The organism is Acinetobacter sp. AS5 (assembly GCF_048957595.1).
Lineage (GTDB): Bacteria > Pseudomonadota > Gammaproteobacteria > Pseudomonadales > Moraxellaceae > Acinetobacter.
Genome location: NZ_JARDAL010000009.1, coordinates 16,392 through 38,692 on the forward strand (window position 1 = coordinate 16,392; position 22,301 = coordinate 38,692).

General features: G+C 45.0%; 23 protein-coding genes. 13 read left to right on the top strand and 10 right to left on the bottom strand.

Annotated elements, in window-relative coordinates; translation table 11 throughout:
- Positions 1–30: 30 nt before the first annotated feature.
- Both PV763_RS04100 and PV763_RS04105 read right to left on the bottom strand, forming a co-directional pair.
- Positions 31–1,104, bottom strand: a complete 1,074-nt coding sequence (locus PV763_RS04100) for an NAD(P)H-dependent glycerol-3-phosphate dehydrogenase (protein ID WP_004280094.1) — start codon at positions 1,102–1,104, stop codon at positions 31–33.
- Between the two features lie 33 nt (positions 1,105–1,137).
- Entirely contained in the window at positions 1,138–1,719 is a 582-nt protein-coding gene (locus PV763_RS04105; RefSeq protein ID WP_253100221.1) for a nitroreductase family protein, read from the bottom strand.
- Positions 1,720–1,978: 259 nt separating this feature from the next.
- On the opposite strand from PV763_RS04105, the gene PV763_RS04110 reads away from it, so the two are divergent.
- Entirely contained in the window at positions 1,979–2,359 is a 381-nt protein-coding gene (locus tag PV763_RS04110) for a hypothetical protein (protein ID WP_004646604.1), read from the top strand.
- 60 nt (positions 2,360–2,419) lie between these two features.
- On the opposite strand, the gene rhlB is transcribed toward PV763_RS04110, so the two are convergent.
- On the bottom strand, positions 2,420–3,571 hold the full coding sequence (gene rhlB, locus PV763_RS04115; RefSeq protein ID WP_004280098.1) for an ATP-dependent RNA helicase RhlB: 1,152 nt from the start codon (positions 3,569–3,571) through the stop codon (positions 2,420–2,422).
- A gap of 101 nt (positions 3,572–3,672) precedes the next feature.
- The gene (locus tag PV763_RS04120) at positions 3,673–3,888 is read right to left on the bottom strand and encodes a cold-shock protein (RefSeq protein ID WP_004280099.1); all 216 of its coding nucleotides are present in this window, start codon (positions 3,886–3,888) and stop codon (positions 3,673–3,675) included.
- Between the two features lie 382 nt (positions 3,889–4,270).
- Between PV763_RS04120 and PV763_RS04125 the strand changes: the two genes are divergently transcribed.
- From PV763_RS04125 to PV763_RS04145, 5 genes are all read left to right on the top strand, one after another.
- Positions 4,271–4,504 (top strand): sulfurtransferase TusA family protein, encoded by a 234-nt coding sequence (locus PV763_RS04125; RefSeq protein ID WP_026055754.1) that lies wholly within the window; start codon positions 4,271–4,273, stop codon positions 4,502–4,504.
- A gap of 136 nt (positions 4,505–4,640) precedes the next feature.
- Complete coding sequence (gene rpoH / locus PV763_RS04130; RefSeq protein WP_004280101.1) at positions 4,641–5,510, top strand: RNA polymerase sigma factor RpoH; 870 nt, start codon at positions 4,641–4,643, stop codon at positions 5,508–5,510.
- A gap of 119 nt (positions 5,511–5,629) precedes the next feature.
- Positions 5,630–5,995, top strand: a complete 366-nt coding sequence (locus PV763_RS04135) for a DUF423 domain-containing protein (protein ID WP_004280103.1) — start codon at positions 5,630–5,632, stop codon at positions 5,993–5,995.
- Between the two features lie 35 nt (positions 5,996–6,030).
- Positions 6,031–6,228: a sulfur carrier protein ThiS gene (gene thiS / locus PV763_RS04140; protein WP_004280105.1), complete on the top strand. Its 198-nt coding sequence runs from the start codon at positions 6,031–6,033 to the stop codon at positions 6,226–6,228.
- Positions 6,229–6,242: 14 nt separating this feature from the next.
- On the top strand, positions 6,243–7,025 hold the full coding sequence (locus PV763_RS04145) for a thiazole synthase (RefSeq protein ID WP_004646601.1): 783 nt from the start codon (positions 6,243–6,245) through the stop codon (positions 7,023–7,025).
- Between the two features lie 54 nt (positions 7,026–7,079).
- Here PV763_RS04145 and PV763_RS04150 read toward each other — a convergent pair whose 3' ends face one another.
- Positions 7,080–7,691, bottom strand: coding sequence for a glutathione binding-like protein (locus PV763_RS04150; protein ID WP_004729975.1), 612 nt, complete (start codon positions 7,689–7,691; stop codon positions 7,080–7,082).
- 217 nt (positions 7,692–7,908) lie between these two features.
- On the opposite strand from PV763_RS04150, the gene PV763_RS04155 reads away from it, so the two are divergent.
- Together PV763_RS04155 and trmB are read left to right on the top strand one after the other, a co-directional pair.
- Positions 7,909–9,354 carry a SulP family inorganic anion transporter gene (locus tag PV763_RS04155; RefSeq protein WP_420937400.1) on the top strand — a complete coding sequence of 482 codons (1,446 nt, stop codon included), beginning with the start codon at positions 7,909–7,911 and terminating at the stop codon, positions 9,352–9,354.
- Positions 9,355–9,505: 151 nt separating this feature from the next.
- Complete coding sequence (gene trmB / locus PV763_RS04160; protein ID WP_004729978.1) at positions 9,506–10,222, top strand: tRNA (guanosine(46)-N7)-methyltransferase TrmB; 717 nt, start codon at positions 9,506–9,508, stop codon at positions 10,220–10,222.
- Positions 10,223–10,450: 228 nt separating this feature from the next.
- Here trmB and PV763_RS04165 read toward each other — a convergent pair whose 3' ends face one another.
- From PV763_RS04165 to PV763_RS04185, 5 genes are all read right to left on the bottom strand, one after another.
- A complete protein-coding gene (locus tag PV763_RS04165; protein WP_420937433.1) occupies positions 10,451–11,227 on the bottom strand; it encodes a Rossmann-like and DUF2520 domain-containing protein in 777 nt (258 codons plus the stop codon).
- 82 nt (positions 11,228–11,309) lie between these two features.
- Positions 11,310–12,107 (bottom strand): thioesterase family protein, encoded by a 798-nt coding sequence (locus PV763_RS04170; protein ID WP_420937401.1) that lies wholly within the window; start codon positions 12,105–12,107, stop codon positions 11,310–11,312.
- Positions 12,108–12,169: 62 nt separating this feature from the next.
- On the bottom strand, positions 12,170–12,838 hold the full coding sequence (locus PV763_RS04175) for a class I SAM-dependent methyltransferase (RefSeq protein ID WP_420937402.1): 669 nt from the start codon (positions 12,836–12,838) through the stop codon (positions 12,170–12,172).
- Positions 12,839–13,147: 309 nt separating this feature from the next.
- Positions 13,148–14,836: an AMP-binding protein gene (locus tag PV763_RS04180; protein ID WP_247143621.1), complete on the bottom strand. Its 1,689-nt coding sequence runs from the start codon at positions 14,834–14,836 to the stop codon at positions 13,148–13,150.
- A 98-nt stretch (positions 14,837–14,934) separates the two neighbouring features.
- Positions 14,935–15,570: a TetR/AcrR family transcriptional regulator gene (locus PV763_RS04185; RefSeq protein ID WP_005251442.1), complete on the bottom strand. Its 636-nt coding sequence runs from the start codon at positions 15,568–15,570 to the stop codon at positions 14,935–14,937.
- A gap of 148 nt (positions 15,571–15,718) precedes the next feature.
- Between PV763_RS04185 and PV763_RS04190 the strand changes: the two genes are divergently transcribed.
- The 5 genes from PV763_RS04190 to PV763_RS04210 are packed head-to-tail and all read left to right on the top strand — an operon-like array spanning position 15,719 to position 22,247.
- Entirely contained in the window at positions 15,719–16,891 is a 1,173-nt protein-coding gene (locus tag PV763_RS04190; protein ID WP_420937403.1) for an isovaleryl-CoA dehydrogenase, read from the top strand.
- Positions 16,892–16,926: 35 nt separating this feature from the next.
- Positions 16,927–18,528 carry a carboxyl transferase domain-containing protein gene (locus PV763_RS04195; protein ID WP_224216339.1) on the top strand — a complete coding sequence of 534 codons (1,602 nt, stop codon included), beginning with the start codon at positions 16,927–16,929 and terminating at the stop codon, positions 18,526–18,528.
- A gap of 11 nt (positions 18,529–18,539) precedes the next feature.
- Positions 18,540–19,334 (top strand): enoyl-CoA hydratase/isomerase family protein, encoded by a 795-nt coding sequence (locus PV763_RS04200; protein WP_219309672.1) that lies wholly within the window; start codon positions 18,540–18,542, stop codon positions 19,332–19,334.
- Positions 19,335–19,353: 19 nt separating this feature from the next.
- Positions 19,354–21,348 (top strand): acetyl/propionyl/methylcrotonyl-CoA carboxylase subunit alpha, encoded by a 1,995-nt coding sequence (locus PV763_RS04205; RefSeq protein ID WP_420937404.1) that lies wholly within the window; start codon positions 19,354–19,356, stop codon positions 21,346–21,348.
- Positions 21,345–22,247: a hydroxymethylglutaryl-CoA lyase gene (locus tag PV763_RS04210; RefSeq protein ID WP_312585871.1), complete on the top strand. Its 903-nt coding sequence runs from the start codon at positions 21,345–21,347 to the stop codon at positions 22,245–22,247. The genes PV763_RS04205 and PV763_RS04210 overlap by 4 nt, the downstream gene beginning before the upstream one ends.
- The last annotated feature ends 54 nt before the right edge of the window (positions 22,248–22,301 follow it).

Here is a 22,301-nt window from a genome sequence, read left to right on the forward strand (position 1 = left end):
ACAATTCGCAGACAGTCCCTGTGTTATAGATCAGACTTGATGATGTGGCAAGACAAATTCAACATCACTGCGATGACCGTTTTTCATCAATGACAATGCAATATTGAGTGGCGGCGCACCTTCAAAAATCACATCATACAAGGCCGAGGTAATCGGCATATACACATCGAGCTCTTCCGAACGTGCCTTGACCTGTACAATGGTATTAATCCCTTCTGCCGTTTGCCCCAACTCAGTCGTTGCCTGCTCCAAGGTTTTACCTTTACCAAGCGCATAACCCACCTGATAATTACGGCTAAGAGGGCTGCTACAGGTAGCGAACAAATCACCCACACCTGAAAGCCCAAGGAAAGTCAGCGGATTAGCACCGAGTTTTACTGCAAAACGGCTCATTTCGGCCAAAGCACGGGTCAGGATCATACTCTTGGTATTTTCACCCACGTTATACGCAGCAGCCATGCCCATCGCGACAGCATAGATATTTTTTAATGCGCCCCCGAGTTCTACCCCATGCACATCATCACTAGCAAATACGCGGAACAAGGCACTATGTAGGGCTTGTTGTACGGCATAACGCACCAGCTCGGACTGGCTGGCAATCACGGTTCCTGCCGGCTGTCCTGCCACAATTTCCTTGGCCAGATTCGGTCCTGATAACACACCATAAGGCACTTCAGGCAACACTTCACGAATAATATCGCTCATGAAACTAAAGGTTTTGGCTTCAATACCCTTGGTCAGCGAGATCACGGCTTGCGATGTAATAAAAGGTTTGATTTGCTGCAAAACATCCCGGAAAGAATGGCTCGGAATTGCGACTAAAATAATATCGCGATCACGCACAGCCTGTTCCAGATCTGACACCGCCAGCAGATTTTCTTCTAACTTAAAATCTGGCAAATAGCGTTTATTGATATGGGTGGCATTAATATCTGCCGCAACTGCTTCATCACGAATCCAGATCATGGTATTGCAACCATTACGCACTGCAGTATTGGCCATTGCAGTACCAAAGCTGCCCCCACCCAATACCGTTACTCTTAAAGCTGTCTTATGATCAACTGCAACCGGTTCTACCAGTTTTGAGAAATTTAATTCTGACATCTTATTTTTTAATATCCTGTTATACCGTGCAAACTAGCTGTTCTGGTTCCAGTAACTGACAAAATCACCGGTTCGAATCTCTGTGCGTGCTGGAATTGCTTTTGCGGCAGTGCCAATATAAATAATACCCGAGACCAGATCGTCTTTTGAAATTCCCAATGCCTGCTTAAACAGGCCAGACTCGACTACAGCACCGCTACGCCACATGGTTGAGAAACCCTGAACCTGAAGTGACAGCAGAAAATTCTGAATCGCTGCGCCTGAACTCAGGATTTGTTCAAAATGCGGAACTTTAGGATGATCCTGCAAACGCGTTAAGGCAAGTACCAGTAAAGGCGCACGAAATGGATGATTCTTGACCCGCTCAATCTGCGCTGTTTCAGTTTCACCCAAATCGATGAGCGCCTGCGACAGCAATTCTCCAAAGGCTTCACGTTGGTCATCAGGAACCACCACAAATGTGGTCGGCTTGAGCCGATGATGATCGGGTGCAGTTAATGCCGCTTGAAAGGCTCTTTCCAGTTGTTCTGCATTGGGTGCGGGTGCCAGCAGATGACCAATCGATTGCCGTTGGTGAATATTTTGATGAACGATGTCAATCGCAGATTCCGTCATTGCCTTGTATATCTACACTTAAAAAACCATACTCAAGATTAGCATATTCAAAGAAAAATACGCTAGAAACTTCATAGCGATTCAGCACGCTCATCACAATTTGAAGATAAAGTTGCTTGGTTTTTCAATCCTGTGCTGCTCTATTTTTCACCTAAGTCACATAGAGCTATACCAAAAATTGCCAAACCTATACAACAGCTACAAAATCTGCGCTGCTTGCTGTGTTGAAATATTCAGCATCCTATTTACTCGAGATTTCATGATGAAAAAAACAATCGCTTTCAGCGGATTAGCTATTTCCGCATTATTGCTTACTGCTTGTGCCTCAAACCCGACTGCATTGGCAGTGCAAAAGGAAAATAACCAGTACGAAGTGACCGGATTAGGTAAAAATCAACTGACCTCGAAAAACAACGCGATTACTGCGGCCAATAAAGCCTGTGGCTCTCGATCAACCCCAATTATTGTGGATGAAAAGACAGCTTATAACGGCGCTTTAAAAGGCGTGGTCGATGAACAAACAGGTCAGATGATTCAGGCAGCGGCTACCGTTCTCGGGAATATCGCAGGTACCAATACCGGTTTAAACCAGAATGATGATTATCAGACGGTGCTTACATTTCGCTGTCAGGCCAAATAAGCCTTAAACCACAGCGCAATAAAAAACCGCTCTTCAAGAGCGGTTTTTCTATGGTCTGGATTAGCAGTAACCTTCCAGGCGGGTCAAAGGCAATTTTTGCCCAATGGCTTTTTCAATTTCTGGCAGATAGAACGCATCATCTTCTGCAAGGAAACTGATACTCACACCACTGGTTCCCGCACGACCGGTACGGCCAATACGATGCACATAATCATCCGACTGTTCCGGCAAGGTGAAGTTCACTACATGCGATACACCATCAACATGGATGCCACGACCTGCAACATCTGTTGCAATCATGATGTTATGTTTACCATTTTTGAACTGGTCCAGCATTTTCAGGCGTTTGTCCTGAGCAATTTCGCCCGACAACATCACCACCTTATAACCATCACGTTTTAAATGATCATAAAGTTTGCGCACCTGATCACGACGGTTGGCAAAAATCATGACTTTTTCAATCGGCTCATCACGCAGAATTTCTTGCAACAATTTATATTTGTCCGCCTTGGCGACCATATAAACCCGTTGTTCGACATCGGCATTGGTTTTCTTTTCCGGTTCAATTTCAACTGTGACCGGTTCAAATAACCATTGTTGTGCAAGATTCAGCACATCGTAGCTGAAAGTTGCAGAGAACATTAAAGTCTGACGTTGTTCTTTACGCGGCGAGAAACGCACAATGCGCTTTACTGAAGGAATAAAGCCCATATCTAGTAAGCGGTCGGCTTCATCAATGACCAAAAATTCAATCTGATCCAGCCAGACTTCTTTTTGTTCTACAAAATCGATCAAACGACCCGGTGTAGCCACCATAATATCGACAGGCGCTTTATTAAGCTGGTTCTTTTGCTTGTCAAAATCCACACCACCCAGCAAGGTCACCACATTGAGACCAGCATATTTCGCCAGATCCTGTGCATCGCTTTCGATCTGTAACGCCAGTTCACGGGTCGGTGCCAAAATCAGCGCACGTGGCTCACCACGATAGCGTTGTTCCTGAATCGGATTATTTAAGAGATCATTCATGATACTAATTAAAAAGGCAGCAGTTTTGCCTGTACCTGTCTGTGCACGGCCAATGGCATCATGTCCTGCCAGCGTGAATTTCAAAACCTTCTGCTGGATAGGCGTCATGGTGGTAAAGCCTAAAGCATCAATCGCTTTTTTTAGATTGGGATGTAAATTTAAGGTTTCAAAACCAGATGACATAAAGCGGTGCTCTAATTGGGTAATCACTAAGATAAGGATAGTATAAACAAAAAACGCCCCAAGTTATATTGGAGCGTTTTCTTTTTAGCTTAATCCGAAGATTAGTCTAATGGTTGAACTTCTTCAGCTTGAAAGCCTTTTTGGCCTTTAACAACACTGAATTCAACACGTTGGCCGTCACGAAGTGAACGGTGACCGTCACCTTGGATAGCACGGAAATGAACGAATACGTCATCGCCGCCATTACGTTGAATAAAGCCGAAGCCTTTAGTATCGTTAAACCACTTAACTACGCCTTGTTCGCGAGCAGCTGTCATAAGTTAATCCTCATTGAAACTAAAAGAAGGACCACCCGGTGTTGCAAACAGCAGAGCAAACAAGTTTGAAAATATTATTTTTAAGCTTGTAATCATTCTGTAAAACTATCAACAAAATCCCGGTTACATCCATTTATGTAATAGGGTGAAAAACAATCACTTTGTTTATTCAAAGTCCCAAATACGCAATGAGCTTAACATGGGTTTATCACAATTAATAGATTTTTTTTAGCATGTTCTGTTTGATTTAGTTATTTTTTTCATGAAAATTGTCAAAAGACTTTATAAAGTCATTTAGATCTTCTTTTTCTGAAACCAGTTTGGTTCTGGCATCATATTTGCTACTATTTATAGCCTTTTCTGCTATCTAAATAAAACCGCAATGTCCGAATATCCAGCGCAATTCAGCCTTATAGACGCTATGGGAAAACCGTGCCCGATGCCGCTATTAATGTTAAAGCGCGCACTAAAGGCCGGAAATCAGAAAACATTCCTGCTGAAATCATCTGATCCGCATAGCCAGACAGATGTCAGCCGCTATTGTCAGCTGCATCAGCTCAAGCTTGAATCTAAAAAAATTTCTGATACAGAGTTTCACTACTTAATTGAATCTTAAAAATTTTCAATTAAACTGTTGATCTTCACTTTCGTATACTTTTTTACATTTCTCTACCCAAATATCCATTATTTGCGGAGAGATTGGATTAAGATAAAACCTAGTTTAGGGTTATCCCGCACTTCAAGGAGAACACATGAGTGACAGCCGCAATCAGTTGATGCCCCTGTCATTATCGGCGCCAGGTGTCAACCTCGGTGCTTATATCAGCACTGTCAATCAGATTCCGATTTTAACGGCCGAACAAGAAAAAGAGTTGGCTGAACGCTATTACTATGACCAAGATTTAGATGCAGCGAAAATGCTGGTCATGTCGCACTTGCGTTTTGTAGTACATATTGCGCGTAGTTATGCCGGTTATGGTCTGCCACAAGGTGACCTGATTCAGGAAGGCAACTTGGGTCTGATGAAAGCTGTAAAACGTTTTGACCCGAATATGGGCGTACGTTTAGTGTCATTTGCCGTGCACTGGATCAAGGCGGAAATTCACGAATACGTGATCCGTAACTGGCGTATTGTGAAAATCGCCACTACTAAAGCGCAACGTAAACTGTTCTTTAATCTGCGCAGCCTGAAGAAATCATCGAAAAAGTTGACGCTCGCAGAAGCACAGTCTATTGCCAATGATTTAAATGTCACACCAGAACAAGTACTGGAAATGGAAGGCCGTCTGACGGCGTATGATGCGGCTTTTGATGCATCAAGCGATGACGATGATGAAGGTTCCACCCATGTGGCACCAGCGTTATATCTTGAAGATAATCGTTATGACCCGGCTCGTCTGATTGAAAATGAAGACTATGAGGAGCAAAGCACCTCTGCCCTGCATGAAGCCATGGATCAGCTAGATGATCGTTCACGTAATATCTTGCAGCGTCGCTGGCTAGATGACGAGAAATCGACCCTGCATGAGCTTGCAGCCGAATATAATGTTTCTGCGGAACGTATTCGTCAGCTGGAAAAAAATGCCATGGAAAAAATTAAAGTGGCGATGTCATCCAATTAACACCAAATTCTGTTACTGATTTACCTCGAAAAAGCCTTCTTTGATGAAGGCTTTTTTATGTCCGCATTTTGAATTTATGCTAAGGTTGAGCGCAAACTTTATCAGGAAGATCAATTCAAATGTGGATTGCGATTTCAGCACTTAATTTGGCACTTGCAGTCATGCTCGGTGCTTTTGGTGCACATGGTTTAAAAGCGCGGGCGACTGAAGCACAGCTCGGCTGGTGGCAAACGGCAACGGATTATTTTTTCTATCATGCCTTAGGACTACTGATTCTTTCTTTACTGGCGAAAGTCATCCCTGCATTGCCCATTCAATGGAGCTTCGGTCTGATTCAGGTCGGCATTTTACTGTTTTCTGGCTCACTGTATATCATGGCCTTAGGATTACCCCGCGGTTTAGGTGCTATTACGCCCATCGGCGGGGCTTTAATGATTGCCGGATGGTTAATTCTGGCCTGGAATGCTTTAAAATACGCCAGATAAGTTTGAACAACACTTAATCATGGAGGGTTGCTAGAATGATGATTTACATCAATGGCGAACAACAGGAAACTCACTGCAAGAATCTGCTGGAACTGATTCAGAGTATGGCGCTTGAGGGTAAGCGTTTTGCAGTTGAAGTCAATGAAATGATTATTCCTAAAAGCAGATTGGGCGATACGCCAATTTGCGATACAGACAAAATAGAAATTATTCACGCGGTCGGTGGCGGCTAATACTCGGGACAATTATGCAAGATTTATTACAGATTGGTTCACGCCAATTCCAGTCACGCCTTTTGGTAGGCACGGGCAAATACAAAGATTTAAATGAAACTCAGCAGGCCATTGAAACCAGTGGTGCAGAGATTGTCACTGTCGCTATTCGCCGTGTCAATATTGGCCAAGATCCTGACCAGCCGAACCTGCTGTCAGTCATTCCTCCGGAAAAATATACCATTTTGCCGAATACCGCAGGTTGCTTCGATGCAAATAGTGCCGTCCGCACCTGTATGCTGGCGCGTGAGTTGCTCGATGGCCACAATCTGGTCAAACTTGAAGTTTTAGGTGATGAAAAAACGCTTTATCCAAACGTGACTGAAACATTGAAAGCCGCTCGCACCTTGATTGACGATGGCTTTGAGATCATGGTTTATACCTCGGATGATCCGATCGTGGCGCAAGAGCTGGAAAGCATGGGCTGTGTCGCGATTATGCCACTGGGTAGCCTGATTGGTTCTGGTCTGGGCATTCTGAATCCACACACCCTGTCAATCATCAAGGAAAATGCCAAAGTCCCGGTTCTGGTCGATGCCGGTGTCGGTACAGCCAGTGATGCTGCGATTGCGATGGAACTGGGCTGTGACGGCGTACTCATGAATACAGCGATTGCGGCAGCGCAAAATCCGGTCTTGATGGCATCTGCGATGAAAAAAGCCGTTGAAGCAGGCCGAGAAGCTTTTCTTGCAGGCCGTATGCCGCGCAAGCGTATGGCCAATGCCAGCTCGCCGGAAACCGGCTATTTCTTTAAATAAATTTTCATCAACAAAAATAAAGGACTCAATTGAGTCCTTTATTTTTTCCAGTAATTAAGGAATCAGACCTTCATCACGCATGGCAATCTGTACAGACTGACGTTCTGCCACCTTATTACGGATATGAATAATATTTTTATATGGACTCAGATCATGCTCAATCTGGTTCGACCAGTTGGTCAAAACAAACAGATAAGCATCCGCAGGGCCAAAGTTATCATCCACCAGATAATCATTGTCCGATTCACCGATAGCTTTATCGATATAACTCAATAGACGATCAATCTCCGCATAGGCTTTTTTCTTTTCATCGTCGGATAACTTGCCACCGAAGAACACCGCATAGGCATCATGTAGTTCAGAGTTCAGATAACCTAACCATTCCAGCACTTTGGCACGTCCCATGCCCGATGGTGGGATCAAATCTTGTTTTGGATCGTGTTGAGCAAGAAACGGTAGAATTGCAACATTTTCTGTCAGGATCAGACCAGGGTTAATTTCTAACGCTGGTACATAGCCTTTAGGATTAACTTCGTAATAATCCGTACCTTTTTCTGTTTTATGTGTTTTTAAATCAACACGTTCCAAATCAAAATCGACATTAATTTCATTTAAAATAATATGTGCTGCCAGTGAGCAGGCACCTGGTGAATAGTAAAGCTTCATTTCTGATCCTTGTTATACACTTCTCAATGTTTTAAATCGCTTCTGACAAACTTTCAAGTGATCAAACCTGTAAATTGCAAAAAAGCGTAACTGTGATCTCAAGACAGTTACTCATTCAATATTCAGGATATTCCGGGCTTTTGCAAGTCAATCTTGTGTAGATTTTTATCTCTATCTGTTTAACATACACAGGTTTTCCAAATTTAGATGATATTTCGTGATTAGCCTGAAAAAAGAAGAATGGTTTTCCAATATCCGCACAGATGTATTGGCAGGTCTGGTGGTGGGACTTGCCCTGATTCCTGAATCAATTGCCTTCTCTGCCATTGCCGGTGTCGATCCGCAAGTCGGTTTATATGCCTCTTTCTGCATTGCAGTATCCATTGCCTTTTTTGGTGGCCGTCCTGCCATGATCTCTGCGACTACAGGCGCAATGGCACTTTTGATGATTACCTTGGTAAAAGAACATGGTTTGCAATATCTGTTGGCTGCCACAATTCTGACCGGCATCATTCAGGTCATTGCGGGTTATTTTAAAGTCGCTAAATTAATGCGCTTTGTATCGCAGGCGGTGGTATACGGATTTTTGAATGCCTTGGCGATCCTGATATTTGTGGCACAAATCCCGGAAATTAACAGGATGGATAGCACCGGTTATCTGTTTATTGCGATTGGTCTGGCGATTATATATATGTTTCCTTATATCCCTAAAATCGGTAAAGCCATTCCCTCACCTTTGATCTGTATTATCGTACTTAGCGGTTTAGCTCTCTTCTTGGGTGCAGATATGCGTACCGTCAGTGATTTGGGGCAATTTCCAGATACCTTGCCGGTGTTCCTGCTTCCCGAGATTCCACTCAATCTGGAAACCTTGCAAATTATCCTGCCTTATTCCTTTACCTTGGCGACTGTCGGTTTGCTGGAAAGCATGATGACCACTACGGTCATTGATGAAGTGACCGGAACTGAAGGTGACCGTCATCAGGAATGTCGTGGTCAGGGGATGGCCAACATTGTCAGCGGCTTTATGGGTGGGATGGCCGGTTGTGCCATGATCGGCCAGTCAATTATCAATGTGTCTTCAGGGGCACGTACCCGTTTATCGACCTTGGTCGCTGGCGTGTTTCTGCTCTGTCTCGTGGTTTTTTTGAAAGACTGGCTGGCTTATATCCCAATGGCAGCACTGGTTGCGATCATGATTATGGTGGCATTTACCACCTTTCAATGGGGAGCGATCAAACAGTTTGGCAAGCATCCACTGGAATTTAATATCGTGATGATTGCCGTGATTATTGTCGTGCTTGCCACTCATAATCTGGCACTCGGTGTATTTGTAGGCGTATTACTCTCTGCTCTGTTCCTTATTAATAAACTGGAAAAAAGTGTCCATGTCGAAACCTATTTAAAAGATGAATACTCACGTTGTTATGTGATTTCCGGTCAGATTTTCTTCAGCAGTACAGAAAAATTCTATCAGTTCTTTGATTTTAAAGAGGAGCTTGAACACGTGGAACTGGATCTGACCCACGCGCATATCTGGGATGTGACCTCAGTGAACATGTTGAATAATGTGATCCAGAAATTTAAAGCCCAAAATATAGACGTAACAGTGATCGGTTTAAATGAAGCCAGCAGTACACTGATTGACCGGTTTAGTAGCTGATGAACGGTGATTAATAAAAGAGCCTCAATTGGCTCTTTTATTTTATCTGGAATATCTCGCCAATTTTTATGGAGAAATACCGAGAAAAGTTTGACTTGCTCGGCTCAGGACTTAAAATACCGCATTCTGAATTTTTAGATTTGCCAAAGTTATGTCGAACGATCAATTAGACCAGCAAGTCGTGGAGCTGGAAAACTTAAGCGAGCACCGTGAAATCGTGACGTTTATGCGCCGCTCAATGCCGTTAAACACCTCTCAACGTACTGCGCTTGAACAATATGGTCACTTAATTTTGGAATATCCAGTGGGTGATTTGCGTCAGCACTTTGAACATCCAGAGCGCCCTTTGACTGTAGAAATCGGTTTTGGGATGGGCCGTTCACTGGTATTGATGGCCAAAGCCAATCCTGAGCGTAACTTTGTCGGGATTGAAGTGCATGTACCGGGTATTGCGCAATGCATTTACGAAGCAGGTGTTGAAGGCCTAACGAATTTACGTGTACTGGATGCAGATGCAATTCAGGTATTACGTGAAATGCCAGACAACAGTATCAATACTGTGCAATTGTACTTCCCTGATCCATGGCAGAAAAAGCGTCATTTTAAACGCCGTTTTGTTTCGCATGACCGTATGCCACTGGTGGAGCAAAAGCTGGAGCTTGGCGGAACTTTCCATGCTGCAACGGACTGGGAACCGTATGCAGAGTGGATGATTGAAGTATTGGAAGAACGTCCACGACTGGAAAATCTGGCGGGCAAAGGCAACAGCTACCCTCGTCCAGAATGGCGTCCGCAAACCAAGTTTGAACGTCGCGGGATTGAAGCCGGTCACAAGATTAATGATTTTATCTTCAAGAAAATTTCTTAATCCAAGATTCAAAAAAAGCGCTGATTAATCAGCGCTTTTTTATGGGAGAAATTTTGCAATCCACTTATATATAAAGACAAATGCACCCGAAATAACACTTAAGAAGAAAAATAGATTTTCATCTTTATACTATTTCCATTTTTTATTATTTTTTCTTTTCATTTTTCACCAAAATTAAAGAGGAAAAAGTATTGAGTATTTTATTTTAGACTAAAAAATCCGGCTCTTTTATTTTCGATGACGTTCTAGGATTTGCTGGCTCAACAACTGATAGACATTTTGCAAATCTTCCCGCTGCATATTAGCTAACATCTGCTGATGCATATTCAAGATATTCTGATCACCACGCATCGCTGGGCCGGTCTGCATTTGTTTGGGATCATTCTGCGTGGCTTTACTGGCGGTTTCCAGCATCAAGGGATACAACAAACTAAAATCGACCTGTTGTGCATCAACCACCTGCTTGCCCATGTCATAACAATAATTGGCAAAGTTACAGGCAAATACCGCTGCAAGATGCAAACTGAGACGTTGACTAGAATTATAAATATAAACACGATTGCTTAGGCTATTTGCCAGTTCTAATAATAGGATTTGGTCCTGTTCATTCTCCGCCTCAATAAATAGTGGCGTCTGCTGCCAATCAATCTGGCGTTCCAGACTAAAGGTCTGCAAAGGATAAAATACGCCTGCACGCACATGCACATTTTTCAGTAAATCGAGATGGGTACTGCCAGAGGTATGTACGATCAGGTTCTGCTGTAGATACGGATGAATCTGTTCAATGACGTTGGCAATCGACTGATCACTGACCGCGATAATGACCAGATCCACCTCATGATCCAGCTGTTCAGGCTGAGCGATTGCCTGAGCGTTGAATTGCTCAGCCAGTTGTTGTGATTTTTCTAGAGTTCGACTATAGATCTGTACGATCTCATGTTGTGCTGACAATACAAGGGCAAGATGATATGCCACTCGCCCTGCCCCAATCATACTGATCCGCATCTGCTGTTCTTCCTGATAAATTACGCACAGCATGCCAATAAATAAAGATTGAGGCAATTGGCCTTGAGGTTTCGAATAGACTTTAGAACTTACGCAGGGTCAGAATCTGTTCGCTTCGACCAAAAGGCCCGTGAACATCATGCAGAATTCCGCTGGTCAAGCCGATACCATCTTCACCATATTGCTGCACCACTTCCAGTCCCAGCGATTTACCCTGTGGCAGACGGTGCATATGAATCTGCAGGTCCAGATTCGGAAATCCCCAACCGGAATTCGGGTCCTGACGTGGCACAATGCCATTGGCCGTATCGACCATACCGAGCAAACGACTAAAGTCTGTCGTCGGTTGACCTTCTACCATGTCCAGCGAATTTCTTAGCCAGACAATGCCCTTGCCTGCACGATGGTCAGCATGTGCCCGGGTTTCAATACTCTGGATATAACCGCCCGGCCAGCAGCGCATACCCTCCCAAACCGGTAAATATTCTGGACTTTCGATCGGAAAATCTTCCACTCCAGCAATGGCCGTGGTATTTGAAGTTAGCATTCTCCACGCGCGTGCCACGATACAGGTTTTACCATTGGCACACATTTCAGCTTCAACCAGTTCAATGGTTTTACCCGGACGGATCATGCGTGTGGTAATCGAAAATTCACCAAAGGCTATCAGGCCAAAAATATCCAGCCCGACCCGACCAATACGCATGTCAGCACGTGGCTGAAACTGTTCCAGTTCGACGCATAGAATACCGGTGGCTGGCGCCATGTGCTGCTCATGCGGATTCCATGCACCTTGTGCATGAAGGTTGGAACGGTAATAAGCAGTAGTACTGCCATCTGCATGCTGTTCGCGCTGAATAAAACTGTAATATGCCGACATTGTTTTAATACTTCCCTGAATATTCTCTTAAACTTTAGAATTTGCAAAAAGTTCTTTGATCTTTATTTTCGTATCAAAAAGCCATGATAATTCATGATTTGACAATAAATCTTGCACTGTTTAAATCCGACTTTGGTTAAAAGCGCTTTAAAATTTTGTGCAGATAACAAGTGAAAATCCTGCTCCAAGCGTTCAACCATCTTGTTACTTTGCACCACGCTTAACCCTGTCTGTTGTGCCAGCTTCTGCATAATTTTGATGTCTTGCTGATCTTCGGGTTGCATCAGGTCATAGGTCAATGCAAGACCATTGGTTTTAAGACACTGCTGGATAGCCTGAAAAAATCCGTTTTTTTCGGAATTTGAAATGAAATGTGCCACCAGAATGGCTAACGCAGCATCAAACGTATCTGGCTGATTCAAATCTTGAATCGTACTTTGGACGAATTTCACCCTTTGTCGATCCATAGAATTCAAATTTTTTCTGGCCTGTTCCAGCATAGCTGCTGATGGATCAATTGCAGTAAAGGTCCAGTCTGGATGTTGCTCTAATAAATACGACAATTCATAACCTGTTCCGCAACCCACTATTAATATATGTGCGGTTTCTGGGAGTTCAGTGCTGAGAATTGCTTCAATCTGCTGATGCACCAGTTCATAACCGGGAATCAGTTTACGGATATGATCGTCATAACTGACGACCACGACTTCACTGTGAAAGTTTTTTGCCATATTTTTACTCTAAATCTATGCACGAATCTAAAACTCAGGCGGGTATTTAGATAGATTGAATATTTAAATCTTGTAGCTTGATCTTATTTACTGTTTTCTTGAAATTTGATCATAGACCCGGCGACATGGATGTCGCCATTTTGCTGAGGGACATGGAAGTCCCTTCAGCAAAATAAAGGGATTTTGCTTACTTTTGGCCCATCAAAAGTAAGAAAAGCCTAAACATTGATATCGAAACCGTTATACAAATGGAGGCAATGCATGCATTAAATACTGCTTTGCCCCATTTAAGAATCACATCAATACAATTTAAGCAATCTCTTTCAAGTTCAGCTCTTCACGCATAAATTCACGCAATTTGAACTTCTGCGCCTTACCGGAAGCCGTCATTGGAAATTCCTGGAAGAAACGCACATAACGTGGCACTTTATTGTGAGAAATATGCTCCTTACAATACTGACGGATAGTTTCCTCAGTACACGGATCATTTTCATGCAGGATGATGCAAGCACAAAGTTCCTCACCATATTTATGGTCTGGCACACCGATCACCTGTACATCTGAAACGGCAGGATGGGTATAAAGGAAATCTTCGATTTCTTTCGGGAACAGGTTTTCTCCGCCACGAATGACGACATCCTTGATTCGACCCTTGATTTTCACAAAGCCTTCATCATCCATTTCAGCGATATCACCGGTATGCATCCAGCGTGCAGCATCAATCACTTCCTGAGTTTTGTCCTGGTCTTCCCAGTAACCGAGCATGACGGAATAACCGCGTACACATAGCTCGCCCAATTGACCGCGTGGCACCACCTTGCCATTTTCATCGACAATTTTAACTTCCAGATGCGGATGTACCCGGCCAACCGTACTAACACGTCGCTCGACACTGTCTGCCGTTGAGCTTTGTGCACTCACTGGCGCAGTTTCGGTCATGCCATAACAAATCGTGATTTCAGACATATGCATGCGTTCAATCACGCGCTGCATAATTTCCTGCGGACATGGACTACCCGCCATAATCCCGGTACGCAGACTGGACAGGTCAAATTCGTCAAACTGTTCATGCTCAAGAATAGCGATAAACATGGTTGGCACACCATAAGCCGCGGTACATTTTTCCTGCTGAATGGCTTTCAAGGTTTCCAGCGGATTAAATACAGCTGATGGATAGATCATGGCAGAACCATGCGTAATACAGGCCAGATTACCCATCACCATACCAAAGCAGTGAAATAAAGGAACTGAAATACAGACGCGGTCTTCTGGACCTAAATGAATCGCTTCACCGACAAAGTACCCGTTATTTAAAATATTATTATGGGTCAGCATGGTGCCTTTCGGATTGCCCGTAGTGCCCGAAGTAAACTGGATATTAATCGTTTCATCGAACTGCAATTCACTGGAGATCTGTTGCAGTTGTTCCAGCTCTTGGGCGCTTGGCGAGCTTAGTAAATCCTGAAAACGGTGGATACCGGTATGCTGCTGATCATCAATTTTAATCACATGCTTTAAATGCGGCAAGCGCTCTGCATTGAGGAATTTACTTTCAGTCTGCATCAGCTCAGGTGCAATTTTAGTCAGAATTTCCTGATAGTCCGTCGTCTTAAACTGCGCTGCAATCACCAGTCCCTTACAGGAGACCTTGTTTAGCACATATTCAAGCTCATTGCTTTTATAGGCCGGATTCAGGTTCACCAGAATAATGCCTGCCTTGAAGGCCGCAAACTGGGTAATGGTCCATTCCACACAGTTCGGCGACCAGATTGCCAGACGGTCACCTTTTTGCATACCCAGTTTCAGCAGCTGACAGGCAAAGGCATTGACCTGATCCTGTAGCTGCCGGTAACTGAGGCGTATGTTCTGATGCAAACTCACTACCGCATCACGTTCTGCATACTGCTCGCAAGCCTGATCAAATTTTTCACCAATCGTCATGCCCAATAAAGGCTGGCTGCTGGTTCCATAGGCATAGCTTAACCGTACTTGTGTCATTGAATCGATCTCCTTGATTCTTTGTAATTCTGATTTTCAACTTTACTAATTGTTTTATGACCACGACGACCTTGTCTGTGTACCGGTTTTTTGTGTGTTTATGCTTGTAAATTTTCCTCCTGCCCACGTACTGCGTTGACACAAAAATCGGCAATCTGTTTGACAAAGTGATCCTTATACTTCTGATCAAACATGACATTTCGGGACGGATTTAAAGGTTCAATCACGACAAAGGTCATGGCACCAACCACACCTAATGCTGCCGTATTCAAATCTTCAAATTCGAATTCTCCATTGACCTTTCCTTCGGCCAGAATTTCCTTAATGCTCTGCTTGAGCAGCTGCTTACTGCGAAAACGCTCATGTTCCATTTCCGGATCGACCGGTTCGAACATCAGTGAATACGCCAATTGGGGGCTATTCATGGCACGCTTGACAAAAGTTGTAACAGATTTTTGCAATTTCAGTTTTGGCGATAAATCTGACTCGGCAATATGGTTCAGAATTCCGACTTCATGCTGAATCGCGGCCGACAAAACCTCAATTAAAATCTGGCTTTTGCTTTCGAAATATCGATAGACCAGCCCTGTAGAAACGCCTGCGCGTTCTGCAATCGCCTGAATCGATGCCTCCTTCAAGCCCCCTTGAATAATCAGTTCACGAGCAGATTCCAAAATCGACAGGCGATTTTGTTCCATTCGTTCCTGCATCAATGATGATCTTTTATAACTCATAAAATTAATCTCAACAAGATAAAATGAATTGTAAATCATTTTGTGAATATAGATTCACTTTTTTATTTTTTCGTTGTATGTTAAAACCACAAGCACAACAACAATGCTTTTTTGGACACAACAAATATAACCTCAGGATGGATGAAGAATGAATTTACAAAGCTTGGATTTCGGTTTGGATGAAACTCTAATAGCGCTTCGTGATTCAGTGGCCGCATTTTGCGCCAAAGAAATTACCCCGATTGCTCAACAGGTTGACCGTGACAACGAGTTCCCTGCTCACCTTTGGAAAAAATTTGGCGAGATGGGCCTGCTCGGGCTGACAGTCAGTGAGGAATATGGCGGTTCAAATTTTGGTTATCTGGCGCACATCATTGCCATGCAGGAAATTTCCCGTGCTTCTGCATCCATTGGGCTGTCCTATGGCGCACATTCTAACCTATGTGTAAACCAAATTAAGCGAAATGGTACTGAAGAACAGAAACAGCGTTATCTGCCTAAACTGATTTCAGGTGAATATGTCGGTGCCTTGGCAATGTCTGAACCGAATGCAGGCTCGGATGTGGTGAGCATGAAACTGAAAGCAGAAGACAAAGGCGATCACTACCTGTTGAATGGTTCAAAAATGTGGATCACTAACGGCGGTGATGCCGATGTACTCGTCGTCTATGCCAAAACCGATTTACAAGCTGGCGCCAAAGGCATGACCGCCTTCCTGGTTGAGAAAAATATGCCAGGTTTTAGTCACGGCACCCATTTAGACAAACTGGGCATGCGTGGTTCCAATACTTATCCCCTATTTTTTGACAATGTCGAAGTTCCGAAAGAAAACGTGCTTGGCGGTGTCGGCAATGGCACCAAGGTCTTGATGAGTGGTCTGGACTATGAGCGTGCTGTATTGAGTGCTGGCCCACTGGGGATTATGGATGCCTGTATGGATACCGTGATTCCATATATTCATGACCGTAAACAGTTTGGTCAGGCGCTGGGCGAATTCCAGTTAATGCAAGGCAAAATTGCCGACATGTATTCGACCTGGCTAGCCTGTAAGGCACTGGTTTATGCGGTCGGTGCTGAATGTGACAAAGCTGAGCATAGCCGTAGCCTGCGTAAAGATGCTGCCAGTGCCATTTTATATGCTGCTGAAAAAGCGACCTGGATGGCAGGAGAAACCATTCAGACTTTAGGTGGTAACGGTTATATCAACGAATTTGCTGCCGGCCGTTTATGGCGTGATGCCAAACTGTATGAAATTGGCGCCGGTACTTCAGAAATCCGCCGCATGCTGATTGGCCGTGAACTTTTCAACGAAACAGCCTAAACCTTAACACTTAGAATAAAACAAGGATGTTCGTCATGAATCAGTTATCGAGCAAAATCAATATACGTAGTGAAGAGTTTAAAACCAACCAGACTGCCATGCTGCAACTGGTGGATGACCTGAAACAGAAAGTTGAAAAGATTGCCCTCGGTGGCGGCGAAACTGCCCGCCAAAAACATTTAGATCGCGGCAAGCTGTTACCACGTGAACGGATTAATCACCTGATTGATCCAGGAACCGCTTTTCTGGAAATTGGTCAGCTGGCTGCCTATCAGGTTTATCAGGATGATGTGCCTGCCGCAGGTGTGGTCGCTGGTGTTGGTCAGGTCAACGGTGTGACCTGCATGATCATCGCCAATGATGCTACGGTGAAAGGCGGTACTTATTATCCATTGACAGTGAAAAAGCATTTACGTGCCCAGGAAATTGCCGAACAGAACCATCTGACCTGTATCTATCTGGTGGATTCAGGCGGTGCATATTTGCCTTTACAGGATGAAGTATTTCCAGACCGCGATCACTTCGGCCGTATTTTCTACAATCAGGCACGTATGTCGAGCCAAGGTATCGCTCAGATTGCAGTGGTGATGGGTAGCTGTACTGCCGGTGGTGCTTATGTTCCTGCCATGTCAGATGAAACCATTATTGTCCGCAATCAGGGCACGATCTTCCTCGGCGGCCCTCCTCTGGTTAAGGCAGCTACTGGTGAAGTGGTGTCTAGTGAGGATCTCGGTGGTGGTGATGTGCATACCCGTTTGTCTGGCGTGGCTGATCATCTGGCAGAAAATGATGAACATGCGCTTGCGATTGCCCGCAATATCGTGGCGAATCTGAACAAAAAGCCAAACACGACCGCGGATGAAATCGAAGCGCCGCTGTTTGACAGTTCGGAACTGTACGGCATTGTGCCGAGTGACGCGCGCAAGCCTTTTGATATCCGTGAAGTGATAGCGCGTATTGTCGATGGCTCACGTTTTGACGAGTTCAAGGCACGTTTCGGCACTACCCTGGTGACCGGTTTTGCCAAGCTCTATGGCATGCCGGTCGGGATTATTGCCAATAATGGCATTCTATTTTCCGAGTCTGCCCAAAAAGGCGCACATTTTATTGAACTGTGTACCCAGCGCAATATTCCGCTGATTTTCCTGCAAAATATTACCGGCTTTATGGTCGGCCGCCAGTATGAAAATGAAGGCATTGCCAAAAATGGTGCTAAGCTGGTGATGGCCGTCGCCAATGCCAATGTACCGAAACTGACTCTAGTGATTGGCGGTTCTTTTGGTGCAGGCAACTATGGTATGTGTGGACGCGCTTACTCGCCACGCTTTATGTGGACCTGGCCAAACTCGCGTATTTCAGTGATGGGCGGTGAACAGGCCTCCAGCGTCTTGTCGACCTTAAAACGTGACCAGATTGAGCAAAAAGGCGGAACTTGGTCAGCTGAAGAAGAAGACCAGTTTAAACAACCAATCCGTGACCAATACGAACGCCAAGGCCACCCTTATTATGCGTCTTCGCGTTTATGGGATGATGGTGTGATTGATCCAGCGCAATCGCGTGAAGTCTTGGCCTTGAGTCTGGCTGCGGCACTGAATGCGCCAATCCAGCCAACCAAATTCGGCGTGTTCCGCATGTAAGAGGTGACAAAATGACATATCAATTTTTACAGCTCGAACAGCAGAATCAGGTGGCAACGGTTTGGATTAACCGTGCTGAACTGCACAATGCCTTTAATACTCAAGTCATTGAAGAACTGCATGCTTGCTTCCAGTCTTTAAATAACCGTGATGATGTACGCGTGGTGATTCTGGCGGGTCGTGGCAAAAGCTTCTCTGCGGGTGCGGATCTGAACTGGATGAAACAGGCCGGTCAGGCATCACAGGCAGACAATGAGGCGGATGCGCTCAAACTGGCAAAAATGCTGCAAAGTCTGGCGACCTTAAAACAGCCAACCATTGCCCGGGTACACGGCATTGCCTTTGGTGGCGGCATGGGGCTGGCCTCAGCCTGTGATATTTGTGTGGCCAGTACAGATGCCAAGTTTGCCACTTCCGAGGTTCGCTTAGGTCTGGCACCTTCGACCATCAGCCCGTATGTAATTCGTGCAATTGGTACACGTCAAGCTTCACGTTATTTCCTGACCGCCGAGCGGATTACTGCTGAACAGGCCAAAAGCATTGGTCTTGCGCATGAAGTTACTACACCAGAACAGCTCGACAGCAAAATTGATGAAATTGTAGAAGCACTTTTACTGGGTGGTCCTGCTGCACAGAGCGCATCGAAACAGTTGATTCAACTGGTTGACCAACAGGTTTTGACCGAAGATTTACTGCTTAAAACAGCACAGCATATTGCCCATATTCGCCAGGGAGATGAGGCGAAAAATGGACTGAATGCATTTTTGAACAAACAAAGCCCGGCCTGGATCAAGACCACGGCATAACAACAAGAAGGATCCTACGATGTTTGAAAAGATTTTAATTGCCAACCGTGGTGAAATTGCCTGCCGTGTGATTCGTACAGCGAAGAAATTAGGTATTGCTACTGTTGCCGTCTACTCCGATGCCGATGCACTATCACAACATGTCAAACTGGCCGATGAAGCGATCTATATTGGTGAATCGCCAGCTGCACAAAGTTATTTACAGATTGATCACATTATTCAGGCAGCCAAAAGCACTGGTGCTCAGGCCATTCATCCAGGTTATGGTTTCCTGTCTGAAAATGACCAATTTGCCCTGGCCTGTCAGGATAACAACATTGTTTTCATTGGCCCACCAGTAGATGCGATCTTAGCAATGGGTCTGAAAGCGACCTCTAAAGCCTTAATGGAAAAAGCTGGTGTACCTTTAACCCCCGGCTATCATGGGACCAATCAGGATGCCGATTTCTTGAAACAACAAGCTGACAGTATTGGCTATCCAGTACTGATCAAAGCCAGTGCTGGCGGTGGTGGTAAAGGCATGCGTCTGGTGGAACGCAGCGAAGATTTTCTTAGCTCGCTTGCTTCATGTAAGAGTGAAGCACGTTCAAGTTTTGGCAATGAAGACGTTCTGATTGAACGTTATGTGATTCAGCCACGTCATATTGAAGTGCAAGTTTTTGGCGATACACATGGCAACTATGTACATCTGTTTGAGCGTGATTGTTCGGTACAACGTCGCCACCAGAAAGTGCTAGAAGAAGCGCCTGCACCAAAAATGCCGGAAGACAAACTTGAGGCAATGCGTCAGGCGGCAATCGATGCTGCGCGTGCAGTAAATTATGTCGGTGCCGGTACAGTCGAGTTTATCGTGGAGCAAGACGGCACAGCTTACTTCATGGAAATGAACACCCGTCTTCAGGTTGAACATCCGGTCACTGAAATGATTACCGGACAGGATCTGGTGGAATGGCAACTGCGCGTGGCTTTTGGTGAGCCTTTACCAAAGCAGCAGTATGAATTACAGATTCATGGACATGCACTCGAAGCCCGTGTCTATGCCGAAGAACCGGAAAAAGGCTTTATTCCTGCGATTGGTCAGATCAGCTACCTGCATTATCCGGAGCAAAGTGACTGTGTACGTGTCGATAGCGGTATTGTCGAGGGCGACGAGATCAGCACTTATTATGATCCGATGATTGCCAAACTGATTGTCTGGGGCAAAAACCGTGAAGCAGCCCTAACCCAGATGCACCATGCACTGGGTCAGTTCCATGTCGATGGTCTGGGTAACAATATTGCTTTTCTAGATCGCCTAGTGCTGTGTGACTCGTTTAAAAATGCACATTTAGATACCGGCCTGATTCAACGTGAAGAAGAATTTCTGCTCAAACCTTCTGCGGATATCCGTGCCGAACTGGTAGTTAGTGCCGCACTGATTGAGCTCCTGGCACGTCAAGCACAGAATCCCGCTCCAAGCAATCCGGTATGGCAGCAGCAAGCATTCTGGCGCCTAAACCAGCAAAATAGCCATACAGTGCAATTACAACACAATGGCATCAACCTGAAAGTTCAGTTCCGCACTCAGGATCAAGGCTTTGTCGCCAGCTATAACGGTCAGCAAATTAAAATTCAGGGTCAGCTCGTCGATGCCCATACTTTAGCGTTACAACTGGCGGGTAAACAGCAAAAACTGGCTTTTAGCCAGACTGAGCAAGGCATTACCCTATTCCAGAATGGTCAAAGCTATAAGTTCAATTACCTGAAGTCTGATTTTAATAATCAGGATGAACAAGGCACGGAAAATAACCTGATCGCGCCAATGCCAGGCGTCATTACCCAGGTGCTCGTGGCAGCCAATGACAAAGTCAAAAAAGATGATGTGCTGATGACGCTGGAAGCCATGAAGATCGAATACTCGATTCGCGCACCGCATGACGGCATCATCGCAAGCTCATATTTCCAGAAGGGTGATCAGGTTAAAGCCGGTGATGAACTGGTCGAGTTCCAGCCGCTGGCGGAGGAAGTGGCATGACGAATTTTGTCAAAATCGTAGAAGTCGGGCCACGCGATGGCCTGCAAAATGAAAAAACACCTTTGACATTGGATGACCGGAAAAACCTGATTTTGGACCTGATGAAAACCGGTCTACAGTCCATCGAAGTCGGCTCCTGCGTTTCAGCCAAATGGGTACCGCAAATGGCAGACAGTGATGTGCTCTTTGCCAGCCTACCCCAAGATCCGAATATTCAGTTCAGTCTGCTGACCCCAAATCTGAAAGGTTTTGAATCGGCACTGGCTGTGGGTTGCAAAGAAGTCGCGGTATTTACCGCTGCTTCTGAAAGCTTTACCCGCAAGAACATCAACTGCTCGATTGATGAAAGCTTCGAGAAGTTTGCCGATGTCATGGCAGCAGCCAAAGCCAATGATATTAAGGTGCGCGGCTATGTCTCCTGCATGGTGGACTGTCCTTATGAAGGTGCTATTGATCCGAAGCAGGTGGTGAAAGTCACCCAGCGTTTGCTGGAGATGGGCTGCTATGAAGTGTCATTGGGTGAAACCATTGGCACAGCAACACCGGATCGGGTGAAAAATGTCTGGGATGCTTGTCTGGCTGAACTTGATGCCAAAGTGTTGGCGGGACATTTCCATAATACCTACGGCATGGCAATCGCCAATATTTACCAGTCTTTACTTCAAGGCATTCGGGTCTTTGATTCCTCCATTGCCGGCTTAGGTGGCTGCCCTTATGCCAAAGGCGCTTCAGGCAATGTTTCAACTGAAGACCTGTATTACCTGCTCTCGAATATGGGCTTTCAAACCGGTATTCAGCTAGACGCCCTGATGCAGGCCAGCCGTAATATCAGTGAAGTCTTGCAGCGCAACAATCCATCCAATTATGCCAATGCCTATTGGCAAAAAGCCTGTGCTTGAAAATAAACTTGCTTGAGCAAAATGCTCTTAAGCAAACCATAAGGATATAAGCAG

What these genes read in the sequence shown, in the direction of transcription:
- thiS (WP_004280105.1), top strand. Translation starts at nt 6,031, where the DNA reads ATGATGATTTACATCAATGGCGAACAACAGGAAACTCACTGCAAGAAT.
- PV763_RS04210 (WP_312585871.1), top strand. Translation starts at nt 21,345, where the DNA reads ATGACGAATTTTGTCAAAATCGTAGAAGTCGGGCCACGCGATGGCCTG.
- PV763_RS04100 (WP_004280094.1), bottom strand. Translation starts at nt 1,104, where the DNA reads ATGTCAGAATTAAATTTCTCAAAACTGGTAGAACCGGTTGCAGTTGAT.
- PV763_RS04125 (WP_026055754.1), top strand. Translation starts at nt 4,271, where the DNA reads ATGTCCGAATATCCAGCGCAATTCAGCCTTATAGACGCTATGGGAAAA.
- PV763_RS04150 (WP_004729975.1), bottom strand. Translation starts at nt 7,691, where the DNA reads ATGAAGCTTTACTATTCACCAGGTGCCTGCTCACTGGCAGCACATATT.
- PV763_RS04135 (WP_004280103.1), top strand. Translation starts at nt 5,630, where the DNA reads ATGTGGATTGCGATTTCAGCACTTAATTTGGCACTTGCAGTCATGCTC.
- PV763_RS04205 (WP_420937404.1), top strand. Translation starts at nt 19,354, where the DNA reads ATGTTTGAAAAGATTTTAATTGCCAACCGTGGTGAAATTGCCTGCCGT.
- trmB (WP_004729978.1), top strand. Translation starts at nt 9,506, where the DNA reads ATGTCGAACGATCAATTAGACCAGCAAGTCGTGGAGCTGGAAAACTTA.
- PV763_RS04145 (WP_004646601.1), top strand. Translation starts at nt 6,243, where the DNA reads ATGCAAGATTTATTACAGATTGGTTCACGCCAATTCCAGTCACGCCTT.
- PV763_RS04195 (WP_224216339.1), top strand. Translation starts at nt 16,927, where the DNA reads ATGAATCAGTTATCGAGCAAAATCAATATACGTAGTGAAGAGTTTAAA.
- PV763_RS04105 (WP_253100221.1), bottom strand. Translation starts at nt 1,719, where the DNA reads ATGACGGAATCTGCGATTGACATCGTTCATCAAAATATTCACCAACGG.
- PV763_RS04180 (WP_247143621.1), bottom strand. Translation starts at nt 14,836, where the DNA reads ATGACACAAGTACGGTTAAGCTATGCCTATGGAACCAGCAGCCAGCCT.
- PV763_RS04165 (WP_420937433.1), bottom strand. Translation starts at nt 11,227, where the DNA reads ATGCGGATCAGTATGATTGGGGCAGGGCGAGTGGCATATCATCTTGCC.
- PV763_RS04200 (WP_219309672.1), top strand. Translation starts at nt 18,540, where the DNA reads ATGACATATCAATTTTTACAGCTCGAACAGCAGAATCAGGTGGCAACG.
- PV763_RS04175 (WP_420937402.1), bottom strand. Translation starts at nt 12,838, where the DNA reads ATGGCAAAAAACTTTCACAGTGAAGTCGTGGTCGTCAGTTATGACGAT.
- PV763_RS04190 (WP_420937403.1), top strand. Translation starts at nt 15,719, where the DNA reads ATGAATTTACAAAGCTTGGATTTCGGTTTGGATGAAACTCTAATAGCG.
- PV763_RS04110 (WP_004646604.1), top strand. Translation starts at nt 1,979, where the DNA reads ATGATGAAAAAAACAATCGCTTTCAGCGGATTAGCTATTTCCGCATTA.
- rpoH (WP_004280101.1), top strand. Translation starts at nt 4,641, where the DNA reads ATGAGTGACAGCCGCAATCAGTTGATGCCCCTGTCATTATCGGCGCCA.
- PV763_RS04170 (WP_420937401.1), bottom strand. Translation starts at nt 12,107, where the DNA reads ATGTCGGCATATTACAGTTTTATTCAGCGCGAACAGCATGCAGATGGC.
- PV763_RS04185 (WP_005251442.1), bottom strand. Translation starts at nt 15,570, where the DNA reads ATGAGTTATAAAAGATCATCATTGATGCAGGAACGAATGGAACAAAAT.
- rhlB (WP_004280098.1), bottom strand. Translation starts at nt 3,571, where the DNA reads ATGTCATCTGGTTTTGAAACCTTAAATTTACATCCCAATCTAAAAAAA.
- PV763_RS04120 (WP_004280099.1), bottom strand. Translation starts at nt 3,888, where the DNA reads ATGACAGCTGCTCGCGAACAAGGCGTAGTTAAGTGGTTTAACGATACT.